General features: G+C 61.7%; 15 protein-coding genes. 9 read left to right on the top strand and 6 right to left on the bottom strand.

The genetic code is table 11. The annotated features are described in order from the left end of the window. Window positions 1–69: 69 nt before the first annotated feature. The gene (locus AYR47_RS23610; RefSeq protein ID WP_061437193.1) at window positions 70–4044 is read right to left on the bottom strand and encodes a bifunctional nitrate reductase/sulfite reductase flavoprotein subunit alpha; all 3975 of its coding nucleotides are present in this window, start codon (window positions 4042–4044) and stop codon (window positions 70–72) included. Window positions 4045–4666: 622 nt separating this feature from the next. On the opposite strand from AYR47_RS23610, the gene nirB reads away from it, so the two are divergent. Both nirB and nirD read left to right on the top strand, forming a co-directional pair. Then, on the top strand, window positions 4667–7207 hold the full coding sequence (gene nirB / locus AYR47_RS23605) for a nitrite reductase large subunit NirB (protein ID WP_061437191.1): 2541 nt from the start codon (window positions 4667–4669) through the stop codon (window positions 7205–7207). Further along, the gene (gene nirD, locus AYR47_RS23600) at window positions 7207–7569 is read left to right on the top strand and encodes a nitrite reductase small subunit NirD (protein ID WP_061437189.1); all 363 of its coding nucleotides are present in this window, start codon (window positions 7207–7209) and stop codon (window positions 7567–7569) included. Before nirB ends, nirD begins: the two co-directional genes overlap by 1 nt. 52 nt (window positions 7570–7621) lie before the next feature. On the opposite strand, the gene AYR47_RS23595 is transcribed toward nirD, so the two are convergent. Next, window positions 7622–8119 carry a MarR family winged helix-turn-helix transcriptional regulator gene (locus AYR47_RS23595; protein WP_033896578.1) on the bottom strand — a complete coding sequence of 166 codons (498 nt, stop codon included), beginning with the start codon at window positions 8117–8119 and terminating at the stop codon, window positions 7622–7624. Window positions 8120–8169: 50 nt separating this feature from the next. Between AYR47_RS23595 and AYR47_RS23590 the strand changes: the two genes are divergently transcribed. The 3 genes from AYR47_RS23590 to AYR47_RS23580 are packed head-to-tail and all read left to right on the top strand — an operon-like array spanning window position 8170 to window position 10651. Beyond that, on the top strand, window positions 8170–9681 hold the full coding sequence (locus AYR47_RS23590; protein ID WP_061437187.1) for an FAD-dependent oxidoreductase: 1512 nt from the start codon (window positions 8170–8172) through the stop codon (window positions 9679–9681). A 48-nt stretch (window positions 9682–9729) separates the two neighbouring features. Next, a complete protein-coding gene (locus AYR47_RS23585; protein WP_061437185.1) occupies window positions 9730–10173 on the top strand; it encodes an HIT family protein in 444 nt (147 codons plus the stop codon). A gap of 16 nt (window positions 10174–10189) precedes the next feature. Then, window positions 10190–10651, top strand: a complete 462-nt coding sequence (locus AYR47_RS23580) for an NUDIX hydrolase (RefSeq protein ID WP_061437181.1) — start codon at window positions 10190–10192, stop codon at window positions 10649–10651. 9 nt (window positions 10652–10660) lie between these two features. Here AYR47_RS23580 and AYR47_RS23575 read toward each other — a convergent pair whose 3' ends face one another. Beyond that, the gene (locus AYR47_RS23575) at window positions 10661–11221 is read right to left on the bottom strand and encodes a cysteine hydrolase family protein (protein ID WP_061437179.1); all 561 of its coding nucleotides are present in this window, start codon (window positions 11219–11221) and stop codon (window positions 10661–10663) included. Between the two features lie 102 nt (window positions 11222–11323). Between AYR47_RS23575 and AYR47_RS23570 the strand changes: the two genes are divergently transcribed. Beyond that, a complete protein-coding gene (locus AYR47_RS23570; protein WP_061437177.1) occupies window positions 11324–11845 on the top strand; it encodes a GNAT family N-acetyltransferase in 522 nt (173 codons plus the stop codon). Here AYR47_RS23570 and AYR47_RS23565 read toward each other — a convergent pair. Next, on the bottom strand, window positions 11799–12464 hold the full coding sequence (locus AYR47_RS23565) for a TetR family transcriptional regulator (protein WP_033896571.1): 666 nt from the start codon (window positions 12462–12464) through the stop codon (window positions 11799–11801). The two genes, AYR47_RS23570 and AYR47_RS23565, sit on opposite strands and share 47 nt — an antisense overlap. Window positions 12465–12575: 111 nt before the next feature. Here AYR47_RS23565 and AYR47_RS23560 point away from each other — a divergent pair, with 111 nt between their 5' ends. Genes AYR47_RS23560 through AYR47_RS23550 form a run of 3 tightly spaced genes read left to right on the top strand, consistent with a single transcriptional unit; the run spans window position 12576 to window position 15306 of the window. Then, the gene (locus AYR47_RS23560) at window positions 12576–13232 is read left to right on the top strand and encodes an O-methyltransferase (protein WP_033896570.1); all 657 of its coding nucleotides are present in this window, start codon (window positions 12576–12578) and stop codon (window positions 13230–13232) included. A 15-nt stretch (window positions 13233–13247) separates the two neighbouring features. Then, window positions 13248–14114 carry an SDR family oxidoreductase gene (locus tag AYR47_RS23555; protein WP_061437175.1) on the top strand — a complete coding sequence of 289 codons (867 nt, stop codon included), beginning with the start codon at window positions 13248–13250 and terminating at the stop codon, window positions 14112–14114. 13 nt (window positions 14115–14127) lie between these two features. Then, window positions 14128–15306 carry an arabinose transporter gene (locus AYR47_RS23550; protein ID WP_061437173.1) on the top strand — a complete coding sequence of 393 codons (1179 nt, stop codon included), beginning with the start codon at window positions 14128–14130 and terminating at the stop codon, window positions 15304–15306. On the opposite strand, the gene AYR47_RS23545 is transcribed toward AYR47_RS23550, so the two are convergent. Together AYR47_RS23545 and AYR47_RS23540 are read right to left on the bottom strand one after the other, a co-directional pair. Beyond that, window positions 15293–15913: a LysE family translocator gene (locus tag AYR47_RS23545; protein WP_061437171.1), complete on the bottom strand. Its 621-nt coding sequence runs from the start codon at window positions 15911–15913 to the stop codon at window positions 15293–15295. The two genes, AYR47_RS23550 and AYR47_RS23545, sit on opposite strands and share 14 nt — an antisense overlap. Before the next feature lie 82 nt (window positions 15914–15995). After that, window positions 15996–17030 carry a methyl-accepting chemotaxis protein gene (locus tag AYR47_RS23540; protein WP_420492076.1) on the bottom strand — a complete coding sequence of 345 codons (1035 nt, stop codon included), beginning with the start codon at window positions 17028–17030 and terminating at the stop codon, window positions 15996–15998. Window positions 17031–17062: the final 32 nt, after the last annotated feature.

Genomic DNA, 17062 nt, shown 5'->3' with positions numbered 1-17062 from the left:
CGGCCCGACTTCGATAAATCTTTAGGGTTTTTTGTACACAATACAAACTGCTTATTGTTCTGTATCCAATCAATACACATCACGCAGATAGCGCTTCTGCTCACTCAGCTGCCGCCAGTACTCCACGGCACCCTCGACGCCAAGCCCGCCGTGGGTTTGCGCGACTTGGCGCAAGGCCTGGTCGACATCTTTGGCCATGTGGCTGGCGTCACCGCAGATATACAGCCTGGCGCCGTCCTCCAACCAGCGCCACAGCTCGGCCCCCTGTTCGCGGATGCGGTCCTGCACGTAGACCTTTTGCGCCTGGTCGCGCGAGAACGCCAGGCTCAAGTGGTTGAGCAGGCCGTCGCGCTGCATGCCTTGCAGTTCGTCTTGATAGTAGAAATCGCTGGCGGCGTGCTGTTCGCCGAAGAACAGCCAGTTGCGCCCCTGATGACCCAGCGCGCGACGTTCCTGCAAGAACGCGCGAAAGGGCGCGATACCGGTGCCGGGGCCGATCATGATCATTGGCACGTCGCCGTCAGTGGGCGTGCGGAAGTGTTTGGACGGCTGGATGAACAACGGCACCTCGCCGTCGCCGACCCGGTCAGCCAGGAAGGTCGAGGACACGCCTTTACGTTTGCCGTAACGCACGGCGGCCACGGTGAGGTGCACTTCCTGTGGATAGGCCTTGGCGCTGGACGCGATTGAATACAGGCGCGGTTGCAGGCGCTTGAGGGTGCCCAGCAGTTCATCCGCCGAACACTCGACGGGGTACTCCAGCAACACATCCGCCAGTTGCCGACCCCAGAGCCAGTCATTCAGTTCGGCCTTATGTTCGGGGTTGAGCAAGTGCTTGAGGCCAGGGTTGGCGCTGCGCTCGGCGATGAAAGCCAGGGTGTCGCTGCTGGGCCGGGCGATTTCGAAGTGCTGGGTCAGGGCCTGTTGCAAGGGCACGTCGCCGAAGGTGTCGATGTTCACGCAGGTACTGGCGTTCAAGCGTGTGAGGTCGAGCAACTCGCTGACCAGTTCGGGGCAGTTGCGCGGCCGCACACCCAGGGCATCACCGGCTTCGTAGGTCAGCCCGGAGTCGGTCAGGTCTAGGGCAAATTGGCGGGTTTCCTTGTGGACGCTGTGCGGGTTCAGGTGTCGGTTGAGTAGCAGGCGTGAGCCGTACAGCTTGGTTTTCCCGGCGGGGGTGGCGGGCGCGACGGGCTTTGCCGGGGCCAGGGTCTGCTGGAAACGCAGTAGCCAGGCATCGGCCAGTGCTTCGAATTCGGTATCGCAGTCGACGCGTTCCAACAGGCGGGTGGCGCCCAGTTCCAACAGGCGTTGGTCGAGTTGTTTGCCGTGGTTGCAGAACTGCTCGTAGCTCGGGTCGCCCAGGGCCAGCACCGCGAAGCGCAGGGACTCTAGGCGCGTCTCGGCGGTGCTGAGGCTGTGCCAGAACCCTTCGCCATTGTCCGGTGGGTCGCCGTCGCCAAAGGTGCTGCTGATCAGCGCCAGGGTGTGGGTGCTTGCCAGTTTGCTCGCCGGGAAATCCGCCATCGCGCTCAGTTCCACGGTAATGCCCGCGTCGCGCAGCCGTTTGGCAAAACGCTCGGCCAAGGCTTCGGCGTTGCCGGTTTGCGAGGCCCATAACAAGGTGACGGCCGGGGAGGGCGCTGCGGGGGATTGCGTATGGCTGAACAAACCGCCGAGCAAGCCGTTCAACCAAAGCCGTGACGCATCGGCCAGCGGTGCATTGGCGGGCAGGGTCGGCACGTCTACTGCCTGGCGTGCGGTATTGGCTTGCAAGCCGCTGAGGAAGCCGGCGAGGTAGGTACGCTCACCCTCGCTCAGTGGCGGCGCGGGGAGGTTGCGGATGCCGGCGATTTCGGCGAAGGCGTCGAGGCGCGACATGGGAGTGTCCTCAGCTACGGGGGAAGGGCGGTCCAGGAATTGATGGTCGATCAGCTCGACGCGGGCCAGGGCGACAGCGCAGTGCTTGAACTCCGGCTGCAAGGAAATCGGGTCCACCGCGTCGTTGGTCACTGCGTTGATGGCCAGGTGTTCACCGAACACATCGTTCCAGTGGAACGGCGCAAAGCAGTTGCCTGGCCGTACACGGTCGGTGACCACGGCGGGCAGTACGGCGCGGCCGCGCTGGGAGCGTATCTCGACCTGATCCTTGTTTTTGATGCCCAGATTGGCTGCGTCTTCGGGGTGTAATTCCACGAAGGGCCCGGGGTTGAGTTTGTTCAGGGTCGCGACCTTGCCGGTCTTGGTCAGGGTGTGCCATTGGTGCTGCACGCGGCCGGTGTTGAGCACAAAGGGGAACACGTCATCGGGCATCTCTGCGGGCGGCATATGCGGGCGGGCGAAGAACAGGGCTTTGCCGTTTTCGGTGGCGAAGGTGAGGGCGCCTGTGTCCCGGTAGCGGATCGGGTTGCGGTCCGCGCCATCCTCCGATGCGCAGGGCCATTGCAGCGGCTGCTCACGCAGGCGCGGGTAGCTCGCGCCACGGAGGTCGTAGCCGGTCTTGGGGTTCCAGGCACGTTTTATTTCTTCAAACACGTCAGCGGCGGATGCATAGGTGAACGCGTCGGCAAAGCCCATTTCACAGGCGACCCTGGCGATGATCTGCCAGTCGGGCAGGGTCTCGCCGGGCGCGTCGACGGCTTTTTGCATCAGGGTCAGGTTGCGCTCGGAGTTGATCATCACCCCTTCGGCCTCGGCCCACAGCGCGCCGGGCAACAGGATGTCGGCGTAGCGGTTGGTTTCGGTATCGAGAAAAGCATCCTGGGTGATCACCAGTTCGGCGGTTTGCAGGCCTTTGATCACGGTTTGTCGGTTAGGCACGCTGGCGACCGGGTTGGTGCAGATGATCCAGCAGGCCTTGATCTGCCCGGCGGCCATCTGTTCGAACATCGCCACGGTGCCGCTGCCAGCCTGGCGCGGCAGGCTGTCGTGGGGGATCTGCCACAGGTCTTCGATAAAGGCGCGGTCGGCCTCGACCAACACCGAACGTTGCCCCGGCAGTCCAGGACCCATGTAACCCATTTCGCGCCCGCCCATGGCATTGGGTTGACCCGTGAGGGAAAACGGCCCGCTGCCCGGCCGGCAAATGGCGCCTGTCGCCAGGTGCAGGTTGCACAGCGCGTTGGTGTGCCAGGTGCCGTGGGTGCTCTGGTTGAGGCCCATGGTCCAGCAGCTCATCCACTCGGCGGCCTGGCCGATCCAGTCGGCGGCTTGGCGGATATCGGCTTCGGCCAGGCCGGTGATGGCGGCGACGTGCTCTGGCGAATAGTCCTCGAGGAATTCGGGCATCGCCTCCCAGCCTTGGGTAAAGGCGGCGATAAAGGCAGGGGCGGTATGGCCGTTTTTGACCAGCAGGTGCAGCAGGCCATTGAGCAACGCCAGGTCGGTGCCGGGTTTGATCGGCAGGAACAGGTTGGCCTTGTCCGCCGTGGCGCTGCGCCGGGGGTCGACCACGATCAGCTTCGCCCCGGCCTTGACCCGGTCCATCATGCGCAAGAACAGGATCGGGTGACAGTCAGCCATGTTCGCGCCGATCACGAAGAACAGGTCGGCGCGATCGAAGTCTTCATAAGACCCCGGCGGGCCGTCGGCGCCGAGGGAGAGTTTGTAGCCACTGCCGGCGCTGGCCATGCACAGCCGCGAGTTTGACTCGATGTTGGATGTGCGGACGAAGCCCTTGGCCAATTTATTGATCAGGTATTGGGATTCCAGTGACATCTGGCCCGACACGTAGAACGCCAAGGCGTCCGGGCCGTGGGTGTCGAGGGTGTGACGCAGGCGGCGCGCGGTTTCGCGGAGGGCGTTGTCCATGCCGATGCGCACCGGGTCATTCTGCCGGGCCTGGCGTACATAGGCGTTTTCCATGCGTCCGGACTCGGCGATGGCTTGCCCGCAGGTGGTGCCCTTGGTGCACAGGCGGCCAAAGTTGGTGGGGTGGGCTTTGTCGCCGATCACCTTGACCACTTTATTGTCTTGCACCTGCATGACGATGCCGCAGCCCACGCCACAATAAGGACACACGCTGCGTATGCTTTGGTTGGCCATCTGAAACCTGCGTAAACAAAAAAGGCGCCTTGCAACCCTCCGTTCAGAACGGGGATTACACGGCGCCTTTGTCGTGAGAGGGCAGTCAGCGTTGACTGCTTGGTTGGAGTGTTCCTAGCAAGTCACGCGCCAGGTTTTTCACGACGGGGTTTGTTAGGTGAACTGGCGTTTTTTGGTGAGTGGGCTGCTGTGGTGAGCAGAGCTTGTTGTGGTGAGCGGGCTTGCCCCGCGCTGGGCTGCGCAGCAGCCCTCTTGAGACCGAGGTGACTTGGGCGCGGGGCAAGCCCGCTCACCACAATAAAATGTTCAGCAGAGGGTGGGGCGTGCACATTTATGAAGCGGAGCGCACCAGTTGGAGGCGCTGAACAATGCGTTTGGCGGGGTTAAGCGACGACATTGGCTGTTGTAACGGGCTATCAGATGGCTTGGCACAGACCCTGCAAGCTCCCCCTCAACCCACTTCGGTCAACGACGATCGACACCGGGGCATATAGCGGTGAATCCGGCGAAGTCGCCCGATCCGAACCCGCATAAGAACAGGCAAAGACGCCTGGAACCGCAAGGTTTCAGGCGTTTTTTTTTGCTTTTTTAAAACCGTGATGAGCGTTGTCGGGTGCTTACTATGAACCATCTCAAAACCTTGATCGTCGTCGGCAATGGCATGGTCGGCCACCACTGTGTGGCGCAATTGATCGAGCGCGGCGCGCTGGATCACTACCGTTTGCACGTGTTCAGCGAAGAGCCGATGCGCGCCTATGACCGGGTGCACCTGTCTGAATACTTCACCGGTCGCGATGCCGAGTCGCTGGCTTTGTCCGACGCCGCGTTGTACCAGACGCCGGGTGTCACCCTGCACCTGGGCGTACCGGTGCTGGAGATCGACCGCGCGCGCTGCGAAGTGATCACCGCCAACGGCTGCGTCGCCTATGACAAGCTGGTGTTGGCCACCGGTTCGTATCCGTTCGTGCCGCCTATCGAAGGCGCCGAAGGCGATTCGCGGTTGGTGTATCGCACCCTTGAGGACCTGGACGCGATTCGTAAGGCCGCCGCCAATGCGAAACGCGGTGTGGTAGTGGGCGGTGGCCTGTTGGGCCTGGAAGCTGCCAACGCCCTGAAAAGCCTCGGCCTTGAAGCCCATGTGGTGGAATTCGCGCCGCGCTTGATGCCGGTGCAACTCGACGACTTCGGCGGCCTGGCGCTCAAGGCGCAGATCGAGCGGCTGGGCGTGGGCGTGCATTTGTCGCGCGCCACCCAATCCATCAGCGCGGGGGAGCAGTACCGCTACCGTATGAATTTTGCCAATGACGAGTTCCTTGAAACCGACCTGATCGTGTTCTCCGCCGGTATTCGCGCCCAGGATGCACTGGCCCGCCAGGCCGGCCTGGACATCGGCCCGCGTGGCGGCGTGGTGATCAACGACGAATGCCTGAGCATCGACCCGAACATCTACGCGATTGGCGAATGCGCGTCCTGGAACGGTAGCCTGTTCGGCCTGGTCGCGCCGGGCTACCAGATGGCCCGAGGCGTCGCCGCGCTGCTGTGCGCGCAAACCGCCGAGCCGTTTGTGGGTGCCGACATGTCGACCAAACTCAAGTTGCTCGGCGTCGACGTGGGCTCCATCGGTGACGCCCATGCCCACACGCCGGGCGCGCGCAGCTACCAGTTCATCGACGAAGCCAGCGCCAGCTACCGGCGCCTGGTGGTGGACGCGTCGGGCAAACATGTGATCGGCGCGGTGCTGGTGGGCGACAACAGCTACTACGACACCCTGCTGCAATACATGCAAAACAGCATCACGCTGCCGCCCGAGCCGGCCAGCCTGATCCTGCCGTCGTCCAGCGGCGCCCCGACCCTCGGCCCCGGCGCGCTGCCGGAATCGGCCACCGTCTGCTCCTGCCACAACGTGACCAAGGGCGCGATCTGCTCGGCCATCGACGGCGGCTGCAGCGACCTCGGCCTGCTCAAAACCCAGACCAAGGCCTGCACCGGATGCGGCGGCTGCGCTGGCTTGCTCAAGCAGGTGTTCGAGCATGAGCTGATCGCCCGTGGCGTCAGCGTCGACAAGAGCCTGTGCGAACACTTCGCCTACACCCGGCAGGAGTTGTACGCGCTGGTGCGCGTGGAAGGCATCCTCACCTTTGACGAACTGCTGGCCAAACACGGCCGTGGTCACACCGGCTGCGACGTGTGCAAGCCAGCGGTGGGCTCGATCCTGGCGTCGTGCTGGAACCAGCCGATCATGGACGCGTCCCTGGTGCCGTTGCAGGACACCAACGATACGTTCATGGCCAACATGCAGAAGAACGGTACCTACTCGGTGGTACCGCGTATTCCAGGCGGCGAAATCACCGCGGATAAGCTGATTGTGATCGGCGAAGTGGCGAAGAAATATGACCTCTATACTAAGATCACCGGCGGCCAGCGCATCGACCTGTTTGGCGCGCAACTGCACGAACTGCCGGATATCTGGAGCGAACTGATCGCCGCCGGGTTTGAAACCGGGCATGCCTATGGCAAATCCACGCGTACGGTGAAGTCCTGCGTGGGCAGTACCTGGTGCCGTTACGGCGTGCAGGACAGCGTGAAAATGGCGCTGTTGATCGAGGAACGCTACAAGGGCCTGCGCTCGCCACACAAGCTCAAGTTCGCAGTGTCCGGCTGTACCCGTGAATGCGCCGAAGCCCAGAGCAAGGACGTCGGCGTGATCGCCACCGAGAAGGGCTGGAACCTCTACATCGCCGGCAACGGCGGCATGCGCCCACGCCATGCGGAGTTGTTCGCCACTGACCTGGATGACGCCACGCTGATCCGCTACATCGACCGCTTCCTGATGTTCTACATCCGCACCGCCGACAAGCTGCAACGCACCTCGGTCTGGCGCGAAAGCCTCGAAGGCGGCCTGGATTTCCTCAAGGACGTGATCCTGCACGACAGCCTGGGCCTCGGCGTAGAGCTGGAGGCGCAGATGCAACTGGTGGTCGACCGCTACGAATGCGAATGGGCCAACACCCTCGCAGACCCGGAAAAACTCAAGCGCTTTCGCACCTTCGTCAACGACAAACGCCCCGACCCGGACATCCACTTCGTCCAGGAACGCGGGCAACGCCGGCCGATCATGGCCGCCGAACTCAACCTGATTCCCGTCACCGAGGAGATTGCCTGATGAGCCAAACCAACCCACAACGCAACCTGGCCACCTGGAAAGGTGTGTGCAGCGAGACCGACCTGGTGAGCAATTCCGGGGTAGTGGTGTGGCTGGACGGCGCGCAAGTGGCGCTGTTCTACCTGCCGGGTGCGCAGGACCAGACGTTGTTTGCCATCGACAACCATGACCCGGAATCCGGCGCGAATGTGATCGGGCGCGGCTTGATCGGCAGTATCAAGGGTGACCTGGTGGTGGCGGCGCCGATCTACAAGCAGCATTACCGGCTCGAGGATGGGCAGTGCCTGGAGGCGCCTGATCAGAGGCTGCGGGTTTGGCCGGTGCGGTTGAATGCTGGGGTGGTGGAATTGGCATTGGATTGATGCTGTGTGGCAAGCGGGCTTGCCCCGCTTGCCACAGGAAACGTGCGTGGCCTTAGGAAATGCCCTTCGTCGCACGCACCGAGTCATCCTTGATATCCTCGGCAAACTTGCGCATCAGCCGCACCAGATTGTCGAAGTCGCCTTCATCCCAGGTGGAGAAGATCGACACACCGATCCTCTCCCGCGCGTCGTCGACGCGGTCAGTCATGGCTTTGCCTTTCTCGGTAATCACCGACTCGCGTACGCGGCGGTCGACTGCGCTTGCCTGGCGCAGAACCAAGCCCAGGCTTTCCAGCTTCGCCACCTGCCGGCTCACGGTGGTGTAGTCACGGCCCACGCGGTCAGCCAGTTCGACTACGCCGATCGGCCCCAACCTTTCCACCAGCACCAGCAGCGGAAACAGGGCGCGATCCAGTGAAATCCCGGCTTCGCGCACCATCGCTTCGTCGCGCTGCGGGCGGTTCATCACCCCCACGATCTCAACCAATGAACCATGCAGGTCACGCAGTTGGGCGGATATATGTGCTTTTTGCACATTTTTAATTGACACGGTGTTCGCCTCTCTTAATATGTGCGTATTGCACATATAGGTAATCCAGTATGAAAGCGCAATTCGCTGTCGATGTACTGATTTGCGGTGCCGGTGCCGCCGGCCTGACCTTGGCAATCGACCTGGCGAGAAGGGGTATCACTTTTCGGCTGATCGAAAAAAATGCGCATCCCTTCCAGGGTTCACGCGGTAAAGGTATCCAGCCAAGGTCTCAGGAAGTGTTCGAAGACCTGGGTATTCTCGACCGTCTGATGGCAGTGGGTGGAGTCTATCCGACTGACCGGCGCTACCGCGACGATGGCAGCTACAGCGAAACAGAATTCACAGAATCCAAGGCGTCGATGCCCGCCGAGCCTTACCGACAACCGTTGATGGTGCCGCAGTTTTTGACCGAGCGCGTGATGCGCGAACGTCTGCTTGAGTGGGGGCATCAGCCTGAATTTGCTTGTGAACTGGTTGGATTTGAGCAGGACGGCAACGCAGTCACCGCACGGCTGATCGGCAACGCAGGTGAAGAACACATCCGTGTGCGTTGGTTGGTGGGTGCTGATGGGGGGCGCAGTTTTGTTCGACATGCCCTGGATATCGGCTTTCCCGGCAAGACCCTTGGCGTACGCGCTTTGGTGGCGGATGTCGAACTTAGCGGCCTCACGCGTGATGCCTGGCACCGTTTTGGTGACGGCGATATGCAGCGCCAAATTGCGATATGCCCCCTGGCCGGCACCGAGCTGTTCCAGATTCAGGGGCCGATTCCCGCGGATCTTGACGTCGATTTCAGTGCCGAGGGGCTCACCGTAATCATCGCCCATCGCACCGGTCGCGCCGATATCCAGGTGCACGCGGTGTCTTGGTCGTCGGCCTACACCATGAATGCCCGCCTGGCGGATCAATACCGCGTGGGGAGGGTGCTGCTGGTGGGGGACGCCGCCCATATCCATCCACCCACCGGTGGCCAGGGCCTGAATACCAGCGTGCAGGACGCTTACAACCTGGGCTGGAAGCTGGCGGCGGTGGTACAGGGGGCACCTGATGATTTACTGGATACCTATGAAGCGGAGCGTCGGCCTGTCGCCGCTTGCGTGCTTGGTTTGTCCACCCAATTGCTGGGTGAGATGAAGAACGGCGAACTGCGTCGGGGCAGGGAAGTGCATCAGTTGGATATTGCCTATCCAGAGTCCTCGCTGGCGTTGAAGAGCCCCGTGCGTAAAGGCGTTGCAGCGGGCGACCGGGCGCCGGACGCGCCGGTCCGAGGTGCCGCTGGGCAGGCGTTGCGGCTGTTCCATCTGTTCAAGGGAACGCACTGGACGGTGCTCAGTTATGGCGTAGCGCGCGGGGTGGTGCCTACTCGGCCGGGCTTGCATGTCCATAGAGTTGGACCTGAGGGTGATGTGCTCGACGACCATGGCTACGTTAAACATGCCTACGAACTGGCGATGGGCGAGTGGGTGCTGGTGCGACCTGATGGGTATATCGGTGCGATGGGTTCGTCAGCGAATACCGATGTCCTGGACGCTTACCTTCAGCAGGTTATGCCGTGCGCGCAGGTGGATGGCAGTGCTTGAAATCGCGTTAAGATGCCGCCTGGACTTCAGGTTGATCAAGGATTTTGCATGGCGCTTATCACCGAACGTGTAGCACAGGCCCGTAACAGCACCAACGACAAGGTTATATGCCGCATGGCCTCGGGCTGGGCGGTCATGGGTGATGTACAGTTTCTCCCTGGTTACTGCCTGCTGCTGCCTGACCCGGTCGTTGCCAGTCTGAACGACCTCGATACCGAGGCCCGCACTGCCTACCTGCTGGACATGGCCCTCCTGGGCGATGCGGTGTTGCAGGCCACTGGTGCGCTGCGTATGAACTACGAGATTTTAGGCAATTCCGAGCCGGAACTGCATTGTCACATTTTCCCGCGCTACGCCTCGGAACCGGACGACAAACGCAAGATGCCAGCGTGGTTTTATGACTGGAAAAACGCACAGCCGTATGCGGAAAGTGAGCATGGGGAATTGCGCAAAGCGATTGCGCAATTGTTGGAAACGACGACATCGGCCTAAGGAAGGGATGGATTCAATGCGCGAACGAAAGGCGTCACGCCTGCTGGTGATCAACCCCTCCCATGAGGTGCTTCTGTTCAGGTTCGTCCATAAAGACGGACCATTGGCCGGGCAAAATTATTGGGCTACGCCTGGCGGTGGCGTAGAGGCTGGTGAAACCTTCGAGGTGGCTGCAATACGCGAGCTGCGTGAGGAAACGGGAATCAAGGTTGACACTGTTGCGGCGCCCATTGCGGACCGCAAGGTCCCCTTGATGCTGCCTTGCGGGGAAACGGTGTTGGCGATTGAGCAGTATTATCTGGTTCACGCACCCGATGAGGACCTGTCAAAAGCGGAATGGACCGCCCATGAGACGCAGGTCATGGCGGATCATCGTTGGTGGTCTGTCAATGCGCTGCGCTCTACCGAAGAGACAGTCTGGCCGCAATCACTGATCGATATGCTTGTGAAAGAGGGCGTGTTTCAACCCGCTACCTGACCGTCGTGGTCAACAATGAACCAGGATTTCGTCGGTCTCCATCACGGCGGCATAGTCCATCGCCAGGTTGCTCAGCGACAGCGCATGCACGTCTTCAGCCGGCCACAGGCGCCCGGACAAATCGGTTTGATCGAAGGTGTAGCAGGCATCTGAAACCACCGTCACCGCAAAACCCAGATTACCGCCGGAGCGTGCCGTGGCCTCGACCGAGTTGTTGGTGATCACGCCGACGATCACCAACTGTCGGATGCCGCGTGCATGCAGCCAGCGTTCCAGCCCTGAGGCGACGAAGGCATCCGGAACGTTCTTTTCGACCACATGCTCATGCGCCAGCGGTTGCAGCGCTGGCTGGAATTCGCAGCCCGGTTGACCCGGCCAGAACACCGAGTTGGGCGAGCGGGACATGTGCCGGATATGCACGACAGGGCGGTCGGATTGGCGCCAGGCATTCAGCAGGCGCTGCATCTGCACCTCAGCATCCGGATTGTTGCGTCGCCCCAGCTTGGGCTGGTTCATGCCTTGCTGCATGTCGATGATCAGCAGTGCAGCGTTGGTGGCTAACGATTGCATGGCACCTCCTTTTGCGTATGGGGCTCGAAACATACCATGAGGGTAAACGGTCATGAAGGTTGGGTTTACTTGAAGGACATTGACTGAATAAGGAATCGATCAATGATCCGCAAAGCGTTACCTGGCGACGCCAACGCCATCGCCCAGGTGCATATCCGCAGTTGGCAGGAAGCCTATCGCGACCTGATGCCTGCCGAGTTCTTGAAGGGGTTGGACGCAACGCTGGCTCGGCGTGAATCCTTTTGGGTTCGCTCGATTGAGTCGGGCGAGTCCTACGTGTGGGTCGCCGAGCTGGATAGGCAAGTTATCGGCTGGATATCGGTCGGTGCCAGTCGAGACGAAGAAGCTGCCGGAGCAAACACTGGTGAGGTCATGGCCATTTATGTTTTAGCCAAGTATTGGCAAGCCGGCGTGGGGCTGGCGTTGTGGAATGCGGGCCTGCAGTTCTTGATCGAGCAAGGGTATGAGTGTTTGACGCTTTGGGTCTTGAGCCGTAATGAAAGGGCTATCCGGTTTTATAGCAAGGCGGGCTGTCTTGAGGACCCTGGGAGTGAACGTCATCTTCAGAGGGGAGGTGTCACTCTGGAAGAAATGAGATATCGGTTGCCCTTTCGACCAGGTTGAGCGCATTCACATACGCACGAAACATATCAGCCATCCCCTCGGAGTACACCGCAATTTCTTCAGCCGTTCGCGGACTGTTGGAAAACTCCTTCCCCACTGAACTGAGCGTGGTCAGGATCAAATCACTGGCCAGGATCCGCTTGTCAACTGACACCTCAGGCAACAACTCCAGCATGAACCCCTTGAACGCCTGCCGTCCCGCCGCGCGCACTTCCAGGGCTTCCGGTGCATCGCGATAGAGCGGCGCCGCGTCGCTCAGCGCGCCGCGCATCTGTGCTTCTTCGCATTCCGACTCGATAAAGGCGTGCACCAACGTGCGTAGGCGGTCCAGTGGCGTTTCGTCGCGTTTCTCCAGGATGTCGCGCAGCATCTGGGTAGTCTGCTGCCACTCATCACTCTGCAACCGGAACAGAATCGCTGCTTTGTTGGGGAAGTACTGGTACACCGACCCCACGCTCACGCCGGCCTTTTCCGCGACCCGTGCGGTGGTGAAACGGGTGGCGCCTTCCTTGGCCAAAACCTGAATAGCCGCCTGCAGAATTGCCGCCACCAACTCGGTGGAACGGGCCTGTTGCGGCTGTTTACGCGTGGAAATACGCGGGGTCTGGCGGTTGGTCATACAGGGCTCCTGAAGCAGGGCTAATGCGAATAGCGAAGGATGCGAATCACTCGCATACTTTTAATGCGACGAATTAGTCGCATCTTAGTCCCAACTCACTGGAAATCAATTATGTCGAGCCTGACCACCGCGCCTCTAGCGCCCCTGATTGAACGTCTCTACGCCCAGGCCGATGCGGCCACCAGCCCGCTGCTGAACTCGGTCTCTCAGGCAGAACGCGAACGGCTGATGCACAGCAAAACCGAGTACGTGGCTCTGTATTCGATGCTCAAGGACCTGTGGCTACCCGTGTCCCAGGACACCGGCAAGCTGCTCTACATGCTGGCTCGCAGCAACAAGGCGCGGGCGATTGTCGAGTTTGGTACTTCGTTTGGGCTGTCGACCTTGTTCCTGGCTGCCGCACTGCGCGACAACGGCGGCGGTGTGCTGATCGGCAGCGAATTCGAAGCCTCGAAGATCGCCCTGGCGCGCGAGCATTTCATCGAAGGCGGCGTGAGCGACCTGATCCACATTCGTGAAGGTGACGCGCTGGTGACCCTGGCCAGCGACTTGCCAGAGGTTGTCGATCTGTTGCTGCTGGACGGCGCCAAAACACTGTATGGCGACGTGCTGAACCTGGTGGAACGCCACCTGCGCCCCGGCGCACTGGTGGTGGCAGACAACACCGATTATTGCCCTGAATACCTGGCCTACGTACGCGCCCCGGAGAACGGCTACTTGTCGGTGCCCTTTACCGATGACATCGAACTCTCAATGCGCCTGGGCTAATCGAGGACTCAACTCATGCACGTATTTGTCACGGGAGCCACCGGTTGGGTTGGCTCCGAAGTGGTCAAGGACCTGCTCAATGCCGGCTACCTGGTGACCGGCCTGGCTCGCGCCGACGACAAGGCGCAGGCGCTTGCCGCCACCGGCGCCAAGGTGCTGCGCGGCACCCTGGATGACTTGGACACCTTGCGCCGCGCCGCCTGGACGGCGGATGCGGTGATTCACACCGCGTTCAATCACGACTTCTCGCGCTTTATCGAAAACTGCGAGCAGGACCGCCGGGTGATCGAGGCGTTCGAGTCGGTGTTGAGAGGTTCGGACACGCCGCTGATCGTCACTTCGGGTTTGTCCGGCCTGCCATGCGGTGCGGTCGAGGCAGACCTGCCTAATGCCGCATCGCCACGCCAGTCCGAAGCCGCCGCGAGGGCGCTGGCTGCACGCGGCGTGCGGGCGGCAACGGTGCGCCTGGCGCCTTCGGTGCATGGCGTGGGCGACCACGGTTTCTTGCCGATCCTGATCCGCCTGGCCCGCGAGACTGGCGTGTCGGCGTATATCGGCGACGGGCAGAACTGCTGGTCGGGGGTGTACCGCACCGACGCGGCGCGGGTCTATCGCCGGGTGCTGGATGATGACCTTAGCCAGCCTGCGTATCACGCAGTCGCGGACCAGGCGGTGCCATTCAAGGCGATTGCCGAGGTGATCGGACGGCGACTGGGCATGCCGGTTGAATCCCGACCACGCGAACATTTTGGCTGGTTCGCCAATATGGCCGGCGCTGATATGGCCGTTTCCAGTGAGCAGACCCGCGAGCGGCTGCGGTGGACACCAACGGGCCCAAGCTTGTTGGCAGACCTTGATCAAGCCGATTACTTCAGGCGCTGAGCGGAGAGTTTTGATGACACAACACAGAACCGTGCTGATGAGTATGTTGCCGATTACGTTGGCGGTGTTCGTCGGTTTCCTGATTATCGGCATGCAGTTGCCCGTGTTGCCTTTGCACCTGAATCAGACATTGGGCATGGGCACGCTGGTGGTGGGCGTGGTGATTGGCGCGCAGTTCGCGGCAGCGTTGCTGTCGCGGGCTTGGGCCGGCAACTTTGCTGATATGCGTGGCCCCAAGCGCGCTATGTTGCTGGGCATGCTGGTGGCGGCCAGTTCGGGGCTGCTGTACCTGGTTTCGCTGGCGTTTGTCGATTCGCCGGTGCTGTCGGTTTGGTTGCTGCTGGCCGGGCGTGTGGTGTTGGCGCTGGGCGAAAGCCTGGTCATCACCGGCTCCATGGGCTGGGGCATGGGGCGGGTAGGGCCACAGAATACCGGTAAGGTGATGGCCTGGATCGGTATCGCGATTTACGTCGCCTTCGCGCTGGGTGCGCCGTTGGGTGTGGCAATCAACAACCAATGGGGGTTCAGTGGGCTGTCCATTGCCAGCTTGATCATGCCGTTGTTGGCGGTTGGCGTCGTGATCGGTGCGAAGGGCGTTGCACCGACCAGTCAGCGGCGTACGTCGTTCTACTCGGTACTCGGGGCGGTCTGGCTGCCGGGCTTGGGGCTGGCATTTTCCAGCATCGGCTCTGGCGTGATTGCTGCCTTTGTCGCGCTGCTGTTTGCGTCCAAGGATTGGGGCAATGCGTCGTTTGCGTTTACCGCGTTCGGGCTGGCGTTTATCGGTGCGCGGATTTTCTTCGGGCATCTGCCGGACAAGCTCGGCGGTGCGAAGGTGGCGCTGGTCTGCGTGCTGATCGAGGCGGCGGGGCAGTTGTTGATCTGGGGCGCGAATGATCCGTTGATGGCATACCTGGGCGCGGCATTTACGGGCTTTGGTTATTCGCTGGCGTTTCCGGGGTTTGGAGTGGAAGCGATCAAGCGCGCGCCGCCGCACACCCGTGGGTTGGCGATGGGGGCCTATGTGGCGTTCCTGGATATTTCCCTGGGCATCGCCAGCCCATTGGCTGGGGCTTTGGCTGGGGCGGCAGGGGTGGCGTCGGTGTATTTGGCAGGCGCGGTCGCGGTGGCGCTGTCGGGGGTGGTCGCTTGGGCGTTGCTGACGAGAAAGCCGCTGCTCAACGCTTGCTGAACGCCAGCCGTGCAGCGAACAACACAAAGATCAGGCCGGTGGTGCGGTCCATCCACTGGATGACCTTTTCGCGGCGCAGGAAGCCGGAAAGCGACTGCGTAGCACCGATCAGCACCAGTGCCCAGATCACGCCAAGCAGCACGTGGATACTGACCAGACCGAACGTCCAGAGGATCAACGGCTGACCCTGGGGGATGAATTGCGGCAGGAACGACACGTAGAAAATCCCCACCTTGGGGTTGAGCACGTTGCCCAGCATGCCTTTGATAAACCAGTTGCCGGCAGGTTTGCCCTGCACCTCGGCGCTCGCCAATGAGCGACGTGGACGCAGCAACATGTTCAAGCCCAGCCAGGCCAGGTACGCGGCGCCGCAGTACTTGAGCAGGTTGAAGGCGACTTCCGACACCGCAATCAACGCACCCAGGCCAAAGGCAACCGCCGCGCCCCACAACAGGCAACCCGCGTTGATCCCCAACGTGGCTTGCAACGCCTGGCGCTTGCCTTCCACCGTGGCGGTCCTGAGTACCAGCGCCGTATCAAGGCCGGGCGTGAGCGTCAGCAGCGTGGCGGCGAAGGTGAAGGCGAGGAGGTTGTCGGTGATGGACATGGGGGGATTCATGCAAGGGGCGTGGGAGAACGTTAACCCAAGCCGGGTCGCCCCGCAAAGAGGCGAACCTGCTTAGGGGGTATCAGCGATTGAATCGCTCCACCAACGCGTATTGGGTAGATGCGGTGTTCGTCAGCTCCTTGCTCAGGTCCGTGGATTGATGGGCTTGTATCGACGTCTGGTCAGCCAGTTCGGCGATGGTGGTGATGTTTCGGCTGATTTCCTCGGCGACCGCGCTCTGTTCCTCGGTGGCGGCGGCGATCTGGGTGGTCATGTCAGTGATATGGGACACCGCTTCGCTGATGCCGACCAGCGCCTGGTCCGCCTCCAGCACCCAGGCCACGCCTTCCTGGGCCTGGCGTTGGCCGTGTTCCATACTTTGCACGGCATTGTTGGAGGACGCTTGCAGTTGAGTGATCAACCCGTGGATCTGGGTGGTTGACTGGGACGTGCGTTGTGCCAGTTGCCGCACTTCGTCGGCCACCACGGCAAAACCACGGCCTTGCTCGCCGGCACGCGCTGCTTCGATGGCGGCGTTGAGGGCCAGCAGGTTGGTCTGGTCGGCAATGCCTTTGATCACGTCCACCACGCTGCCGATTTCGTCGCTGTCCTTGGCCAGTTGCGCCACGGTAGCGCCGGTTTCGCTGACCACCGCAGACAGGCGCTCAATCGCCTCACGGGTGTCGCGTGCCACTTCGCGGCCGCGCCCGGTCAGGACGTTGGCCTGCTGGGTGGCGTCGGCGGTGCGTTGCACATGGCTGGCGACTTCCTGGGTGGTGGCGGCCATCTGGTTGACAGCGGCCGAGACCTGTTCAGTTTCGACGCGCTGGCGGTCCAGGCCCTTGGAGCTGGCGGTGGCCAACTGATCGGATTGCCCGGCCAGGGCGCTCAGTTGCTCGGCGCTGTCTTGCAGGCGGGTGAGGCAGGTTTTCAGGCGTGCGTTCTGGCTGAGAAACGCCGTTTCCAGACGTGCCTGTGGCCCGCTGGCGTCGCTGTACATCTGCGCGATCAACGCATCCGAGGTCGAGGGCTCCACACCCTGCAACAGGCGTATTGTGCTGCCTTGACGCCAGTGCGAGCAGAGCACGCCCACCGGTACTGCAACTGCAACGGCCACAGCAACGGCGACGGGCGCACTCAGGAAGATAC

It is taken from the genome of Pseudomonas azotoformans (assembly GCF_001579805.1).
In the GTDB taxonomy this organism is placed as follows: Bacteria; Pseudomonadota; Gammaproteobacteria; order Pseudomonadales; family Pseudomonadaceae; genus Aquipseudomonas; species Aquipseudomonas azotoformans_A.
The sequence above is the reverse complement of the archived record's forward strand: the minus strand, read 5'-3'. Positions and strand labels throughout refer to the sequence as shown.